We start from the raw sequence: 5,662 nt of genomic DNA, 5'->3' as shown, positions 1-5,662 counted from the left end.
GGCCGGAGCCGCGTCGCGCCGCGCGGTCACCGGGGCGCTCCCGCCACGGCGGCCCGCGCCCGGCCGAACGCCGCCGCGAACTCGGCCACCTGCCGCCCGACCACCGCCAGCCGCTCCTCGTCGCCGTCCTCGGCGCCGTCCTGGCCGCCCGTACGCGGCCGGGACGGCCCGGTGCGCACCGTGACGCCCAGCGGCGTCGGCCAGCCGCGCAGCGCGTGCACGATGGACCGCAGGGACACCAGCGTCGTCCCGCCGGTCTGCCGGCCCGCCGCGGTGACCACGCAGCCGACCGCCCGTCCGTCGAGGTAGGGCCGCGCGTCCTCGCGCAGGTCCTCCAGGTGGTCCAGCGCGTTCTTGACCATCGCGGACACGCCTCCGTGGTAGCTGGGGCTGGCGACGATCACGCCCTCGGCCCGCGCGGTCGCGTCCAGCAGCTCGCACACGGCCGCGCAGCGCGCGGCCGGGCCCGGCCGGAACAGCGGCAGCCCGCCGAGGAACGCGCCGCCGAACAGCCGGGTGTCCGCCCCGGCCCGCTCGGCGCCGCCCAGCGCCAGCACCAGCGCCCGCTCCGTCGCGGACCCGGGCGCGCCGGAGCCGCCGATCCCTATGACCAGGGGCCGCGCCCCGCGCACCCGTCCGGACCCGGCCATCGCCGCCGCCACGGCTCAGCCGTCGGCGCGGCGCACGCTGAGCGGCCGCATGTCGGTCCAGACCCGTTCGATGTGGGCCAGGCACTCGTCCCGGGAACCGGCGTGGCCCTCGGCGCGCCACCCGTCGGGCAGTGGCGCCGACGCGTCCCAGATCGAGTACTGCTCCTCGCCGTTGACGACCACCAGGTACCGCTCCTCGCTCATGGCGCTCCCTTCCGCGGCCGCCTCGCGCGGCCGCTCGCTTCCCGTACACCGGTCCGGCCCGTCACCCCGGTCCGGCCCGTCACGCGCGGGACGGCCGCGCGTCCGGGGGCGGCAGCAGCCGCCTGCGGACGAAGAACCGCAGCATGCGCGTGAAGTAGGCGGCGTTCAGCGGCGGCGCGGCCGCCGCGGCCGGGTCGGCGAGCGCCGCGACGTTGCCGCAGTCCACCGCGGGCATGGCCCGGTCCGGCTGGTCGCCGAGCATCGCCATCAGCGGCGCCAGCGCGTTGTCCTCGCCCTCCCGGTCCACCCGCTCCACCAGCGCCCGCCGCCAGGCGTCGAACGGCACGGCGGCCACCGGATAGCCGAACTCCCGGACCAGCACGAAGATCTCGTTCCACGCCAGCGGCCGCGGGTCCACCGTGTGGAAGGTGCGGCCCCGGGCCTCCGGGCGCAGCGACAGGTCGACCACGAGCCGGGCCAGGTGGTCCACGGCGCCCACCGACAGGTCGTACGCGCGCAGCGGCGCCAGGCCCAGTTGCACGCACCCCTGGATCACCTTCGTGACGTAGTCCTCGCTGTTGGCCGCGCCGCTGCGGCTGTCGCACAGCACGCCCCCCGCGCGGTAGACCGACACCGGAACGCCGCGCCCGCGCGCGAGGCCGACCAGCCCCTCGGCGACCCACTTGCTCTGGCTGTACGCGGTGTCGTGGCCGACCGGCGGCGGCAGCGGCGCGTCCTCGCGCAGCGTGCCGCGCGGGTCGGCCATGGCCCCGGCGAGCACGGCCAGCGTCGAGATGTGGTGCACGGGCTTGAGCCGGGTACGGGCGGCCAGGCGCAGGATCTCCTGGGTGCCCAGCACGTTCGCGGCCTTCAGCGCCCGGTACGGGCGGACGAAGTTCACCCAGGCCCCGCAGTGGTAGACCGCGTCGACCTCGGCGGCGAGCGCGTCGAAGGCCGCCGCGTCCAGGCCGAGCAGCGGCCGGGCCAGGTCGCCCACGACGACCCGCAGCCGCGCCGGGTCCGGGACCGGCAGCCCGTACGAGTCCAGGGCGGCCCGCACCCGCTCGGCGCCCTCGGCCGGGCCGCCCGCGCGGACCAGGCACAGCACGTCCGCGCGGGTGCGCGCCAGCAGTTCGGCGCACAGGAACGCGCCGACGAAGCCGGTGGCGCCGGTCAGCAGCACCGCCTCGGGCGGCCCGGCGGCGGGCCCGGGCAGCCCGGCGGCGCCGATGTCCGCGTCCAGCGCCACCTCCGCGGCCAGGTCGGGGCCGGGCGGCTCGGCGGGCTGCCCGCTGAGGAGCCGTTCGACCAGTGCGGCGAGTTCGCCGACCGTGGGCGCGCGCAGCACGTCCCGGGCGGCCAGTCCGTCGGCGCCCGCGCGGCGCAGCTGGCGGGCGGCCTGGGTGACCAGCAGCGAGTGCGCGCCCAGGTCGAACACGTCGTCGTCCACGCCGATGCCGTCCAGGCCCAGCAGGTCGCACCACACGCGCGCGACGCGGCGCTCCCACCCGGTGCGCGATTCGGCGGGGCCGGGGCCGGCGGGGCCGGGGCCGGCGGCCTCCCCGGCGTCGGCGGGGGCCGGGGCCGGGGCCGGGGCCCCGTCGGGCGCCACCCAGTGGCGGCGGCCCTGGAACGGGTAGCCGGGCAGGGTGACCCGGCGCGGTACGGCCGGCGCGTGGAAGGCCCGCCAGTCCACCGGCACGCCCGCCTGCCAGAGCCTCCCCACCGCGGTCACCAGGTGGGCCAGGTCGGGCACCGGGTCGCGCGGCAGGCCCATGGTGGACACCGCCACCGGCGGCGGGGCCAGCCGCTGCGCGGCGGCCAGCGCGGTGAGCGCCCGGCCGGGGCCGACCTCCAGCAGCACCCGCCCCGGCCGGTCCAGCGCCGTACGGACCGCGTCGGCGTACCGTACGGGCAGCCGCAGGTGCCGCGCCCAGTAGCCCGGGTCGGTGGCCTCCTCGGCGGTGATCCACGTGCCGGTGACGCCGGAGACGAACGGCAGCCGGGGCTCGGCGGGGGACAGCCGCTTCACGCGCGTGGTGAACTCGTCCAGGTAGGGCTCGACCATCCACGAGTGGCTGGCCACCGGCACGCTGACCTTCCGGCAGTCCACGCCGTCGCCGCGCAGGCCGTCCGTCAGGGCCGCGATGTCCTCGTCGGGCCCGGCGACCACCGTCAGGTCCGGCGCGTTGACCGCCGCCACCGACACGCGCGGGGGCAGCAGCGGCGCGAGCCGGTCCTCGGGGAGCTGGACGACGAGCATGCGGCCCGGCGGCATCCGGGCGAACAGCTCCCCGCGCGCGAGCGTGATCTCCAGCGCGTCGGGCAGCGTGAACACCCCGGCCAGGCACGCCGCGACGTACTCGCCGAGGCTGTGCCCGACCAGCGCGGCCGGCCGCACGCCCCACGCCATCAGCTGCCGGGCCAGCGCGTACTCGACGGTGAACAGCGCGGACACCACGCCCGGGCCCTGCCCGCGGCCCAGGGTGGCCGCGCCGCCCGCCAGCTCCTTGCCCGCCAGCGGCGGGAAGGCGGCGGGGAACAGCAGGCGGCGCAGGTCGAACCCGAGCCGCGGCGCGAGGAGTTCCGCGCACCGGTCGACCTCGGCGCGGAACACCTCCTCGCAGCGGTAGACGTCCAGGCCCATGTCCGGGTGCTGCATGCCGCCGCCGGGGAAGGTGAACACCGCCTCGCCCGGCCCGCCCTCCGGCGCGCCGCGGGTCACCAGCCGGTCCGGGTCGTGGCCGCGCAGGGCGGCCACCGCGTCGGCCCGGTCCGCGACGACCGCGAACCGCCGCACCGCGAACGCCCGCCGGCCCTCCTGGAGCGTGAACGCCACGTCCGCCAGGTCGAGCCGCGCGCCCGCGCCCGTCAGGTGGTCGGCCAGGCGCGCGGTGGCGGCGTCCACGGCCGCCCGGTCGCGCGCGGAGACCGGCAGCAGCTGCCAGGGGCGGCGGGGCGCCGCGGGCGCGGGCCCGGGCGGCGGGGCCTGCTCCAGGACGACGTGCGCGTTGGTGCCGCCCACGCCGAACGAGCTGACCCCGGCCCGCCGCGGCCCGCCGCCCGGCGGCCGCCACGCGCGGGCGGCCGTCGGCACGTAGAACGGCGTGCGGTCCAGCCGCAGCTCCGGGTTCGGCGCGGTGAAGCCCGCGTTCGGCGGGATGACGCCGTGGTGGACGGCCAGCGCGGCGCGCATCAGCCCGGCCGCGCCCGCCGCCGCGTCCAGGTGCCCGATGGTCGCCTTGGCCGAGCCGAGCGCACACCACGCGCGTGGCGGGCCGTCGTCCTTACGGGCCGCGGGGCCGCCGCTCGCGTCGCGGCCCGCGCCGCCGTCCGTACGGGCCCGCGCACCCGCGGCGGCGCCGTCCGTACGGCCCGGCGCACCGCCCGGCGCACGGCCCGCCGCGCCGCGCAGGGCCTCGAACGCGCGGGCCGCCGCCGTGACCTCGATCGGGTCGCCGACCTGGGTGGCCGTGCCGTGCGCCTCCAGGTAGCCGACGGTGGCCGGGTCCACCCCGGCCAGCGCCAGCGCGGCCGCGATCACCCGGGCCTGCCCGTCCACGCCGGGCGCGGCGTACCCGGCCTTCAGGGCGGAGCCGTCGTTGCCCACGGCCGAGCCGCGGATCACCGCGTACACGCGGTCCCGGTCGGCCAGCGCCTCGGACAGCCGGCGCAGCACCAGCACCACCGCGCCGTTGCCGGGCACGGTGCCGTCGGCGCGCGCGTCGAACGGCAGGCAGCGGCCCCGCGGGCTGAACAGGCCGCCCTCGGGCACCGGGTAGCCGCTCAGCAGCGGCAGGTTCAGGCACACGCCGCCGGCCAGCGCCGCGTCGCACTCGTAGCCCAGCAGCGACTGGCACGCCAGGTGGACGGCCACCAGCGACGTCGAGCAGGCCGTCTGCACGGTGAGCGCGGGCCCGGTCAGGTCCAGCAGGTGGGCGACGCGGGTGGCGAGGAAGTCCTTGTCGTTGAACATCCGCGCCACCGGGGCCATCGCGGAGCGCTGGAAGCGGTCGCTGGCGGCGAGGTTCGCGGCCAGGTACTTGTTCATGAACGTGCCGGCGAACACGCCGACGGAGCCGTCGAAGCGGGCCGGGTCGTGCCCGGCGTCCTCCACCGCCTCCCACGCCGTCTCGCAGAACACCCGCTGCTGCGGGTCCATCGCCTCCGCCTCGGCCGGAGTGAAGCCGAAGAAGCCGGCGTCGAAGCGGTCCGCGTCGGCCAGGTGGCCGGACGCGGGCACGTAGTCGGGGTCGTCCAGCACCTCCGGGGCGATCCCGGCCGCCAGCAGCTCCTCCCGGCCGAACCGGGTGACGGCGTCCACGCCCTCGCGCGTGCACCGCCAGAAGTCGTCGGCGGTCCGCGCGCCCGGCACCCGGCAGCCGATGCCGGTGACGGCTATCGGCTCCACGCCGCAGGCCGCGTCGGCGGAGGCGGTGCCGCCGGACGCCCCCGGGCCCGGCGCCCCCGTCCCGGGATACGGGCCGGGCTGTCCGCCGGGCGTGGCCGCCGCGGCCGGGCCCGCGCCGTACGGGCAGTCCNGATACGGGCCGGGCTGTCCGCCGGGCGTGGCCGCCGCGGCCGGGCCCGCGCCGTACGGGCAGTCCTCGCCGTACGGGGAGCGTTCGCCGTACGGGGAGCGTTCGCCGTACGGGTGCGGGCCGGGCGCGGAGCCGGAGCCGGGCCGGCGGGCGGGCCCTTCCGCGTGCGCAGCCGGGCCGGAGCCGGGTCGCGGGGCGGCTCCCGGGACGTACGGGGACGGGCCGGGCGCCGGGCCGGGACCGGACCACTGTCCGGGCGCGGCGCCG

General features: G+C 79.1%; 3 protein-coding genes. All 3 read right to left on the bottom strand.

What is annotated here, in order from left to right; all coding sequences use genetic code 11:
* Positions 1 to 26: 26 nt before the first annotated feature.
* Positions 27 to 650, bottom strand: a complete 624-nt coding sequence (locus tag RKE29_RS27390; RefSeq protein ID WP_312008358.1) for an NAD(P)H-dependent oxidoreductase — start codon at positions 648 to 650, stop codon at positions 27 to 29.
* Between the two features lie 15 nt (positions 651 to 665).
* Entirely contained in the window at positions 666 to 854 is a 189-nt protein-coding gene (locus RKE29_RS27385; RefSeq protein ID WP_312008357.1) for an MbtH family NRPS accessory protein, read from the bottom strand.
* Between the two features lie 79 nt (positions 855 to 933).
* The coding region (locus RKE29_RS27380) for a polyketide synthase (protein ID WP_312008356.1) at positions 934 to 5,662 on the bottom strand (4,729 nt) is incomplete at its 5' end.

Source organism: Streptomyces sp. B1866 (assembly GCF_031932565.1).
Taxonomy (GTDB): Bacteria; Actinomycetota; Actinomycetes; order Streptomycetales; family Streptomycetaceae; genus Streptomyces.
This window is presented reverse-complemented; position numbering and strand designations above follow the sequence as displayed.

What these genes read in the sequence shown, in the direction of transcription:
- RKE29_RS27390 (WP_312008358.1), bottom strand. Translation starts at nt 650, where the DNA reads ATGGCCGGGTCCGGACGGGTGCGCGGGGCGCGGCCCCTGGTCATAGGG.
- RKE29_RS27385 (WP_312008357.1), bottom strand. Translation starts at nt 854, where the DNA reads ATGAGCGAGGAGCGGTACCTGGTGGTCGTCAACGGCGAGGAGCAGTAC.